Origin of the sequence: Streptomyces sp. NPDC048419, assembly GCF_043200415.1 — a bacterium.
GTDB lineage: Bacteria > Actinomycetota > Actinomycetes > Streptomycetales > Streptomycetaceae > Streptomyces.
Genome location: NZ_JBICXT010000112.1, coordinates 1 through 1,717, shown reverse-complemented (window position 1 = coordinate 1,717; position 1,717 = coordinate 1). Strand labels below are relative to the sequence as shown.

At 62.6% G+C, this 1,717-nt stretch carries 1 protein-coding gene; it reads right to left on the bottom strand.

Annotation, left to right across the window (positions count from 1 at the left end; genetic code table 11):
- Window positions 1–635: 635 nt before the first annotated feature.
- Window positions 636–1,037: a hypothetical protein gene (locus ACGFYN_RS48110; protein ID WP_393872274.1), complete on the bottom strand. Its 402-nt coding sequence runs from the start codon at window positions 1,035–1,037 to the stop codon at window positions 636–638.
- Window positions 1,038–1,717 lie beyond the last annotated feature (680 nt).

The window sequence follows — 1,717 nt, the reverse complement described above, 5'->3', positions numbered from 1 at the left end:
ATCACCACACCAACGACGAGGGGCTTCGCCACGTCACCCCACCTGACCAGCCTGTTTCACTCCTCAGACCCCAGGATGAAAGAGGTTCACTGAGCTTCTTCAACCCGGCGCCCCAAGCGGAGGGGCAAAACCATCTGACCTGCACCAACCTGGCCGACATGTCACCCGATCGGTGGCCAACTCGAAGAAGCTCAATGTGCAGTGGCAATCAGGCAGGTCCCCTGGATGCCAGTGCTCTTGGCCCGTCCTGTCACCAGGCTATGCGCCACGGCTGTACCGACCGGACGCTGATCCCCCACCTCGTGCACGATGACCGCTTTATCGTCGCCTGCGGCGAACCGCTCAGCCGCCTCCATCCCAACTTCTCGCGAAAGGCCCGCCACTCGTCGGTCAGCCCGCCCCCTTGCGCATACCTCATGCAGTGGGCATACCGCAGGGATCAAGGGCCGTCAGCCCCTGCCGACACCACGCTTTGAAGGTCAGTAGTTCAAAAAATCCGTCCTCAGTTCTCGCCGTCTGGCACCGATCCGGGTAATCCGTCCAGGGCTTGGGGAGATACAACTCCCGGTCTGAGGCTGATTTTTTGCTGTTTGTGTGACCGTCTACTGAAAAGTCCTCTTCATGAAAGCGCGAGGTTAGTGCGGGCGTTCGGGGCAACAGTGGTCGCGGATGATGTGAAGCATAGCCTGGGCGTCCTTGTCGCCTGCGGCGATTCGGGTGTAGGCGTCGCGCGCCGCGCGTGCCTCATCTGCCGCCTTGATCGCCCGTCTGGCTGCCGCTTCGAGCTCTGGCCTCAGTGTTCGGAACGATTCCTCGTCATGCCGCTCGATAAGCCGGTCGCAGAGGTCGTCCATGCCCGGGACGCCCTCACAACGGAGGGCGCTCACTACGTCGAGCAGCGCGGTGATGTGGTCGCGACTGGACGCCTTCTCGCTGACTGTGGCGAGGATGGTCCCTATACCGGCGTGGGCAAGGCTGGCCCCCATCTCTTGATGAGCGTCGTCCTTGGGTGTATCACTACGGGCCATCGTGATCATCTTCTGCTTCGCGGATCAGTCATCGGTGTTCATTGCGCTAATGGTGATCACGGGCTTTCGGGTGTGCCGCGTTTACCTGCGCTTCTAGGCTATTCGGGCTGAAGCCCGAAAGTGCCGATCCCAATGATTGAAAGGTGGATCGAAATAGGCGGCTGGGTTGCGTGCGCGCCAACGAGTGCTCGCAGCGGTCGCTTGGGTCGCCTTGCACGCGCGGGCGACCGCTGCTTCGGCGATCTCCGGAATTTCGTAGGGCCATTAGGCGCGCCGTTGGTCCCGCCCCTTGGCGGACGCCTGTCAACGCCGAAGGCATACTGCCCGGAACGGCCCACCTCTGGCAGAAAGGGCGTGCCTTCATGCGGCTCTTGCGAAGCGCTCACCCGTCCATACTGCGCGAGTATCCGGCACTACTCAAGGCCAGGCGTAGCTTTTCCCTTGCGGCGCGGAACGCCGCAGCATCACTTCGTATGCTCGGCAGTGGCCCGTGCTCACTCGGGGCGCTTCTGGTCTTCGTTGTAGGCCTAGACCACCCCTGCGGTGCCCCACCGCAGGGGCCGGTAAGTAGGAGCCATACCAGACGCGACCGTGCACTGAGCTTCTTCGAGCGGGCCACCGATCGGGTGACGGTCCGTGAAGCGCAACGAGCAAGGCCCCCGGGCAGTTGATCGAGATGCCTGACGTCT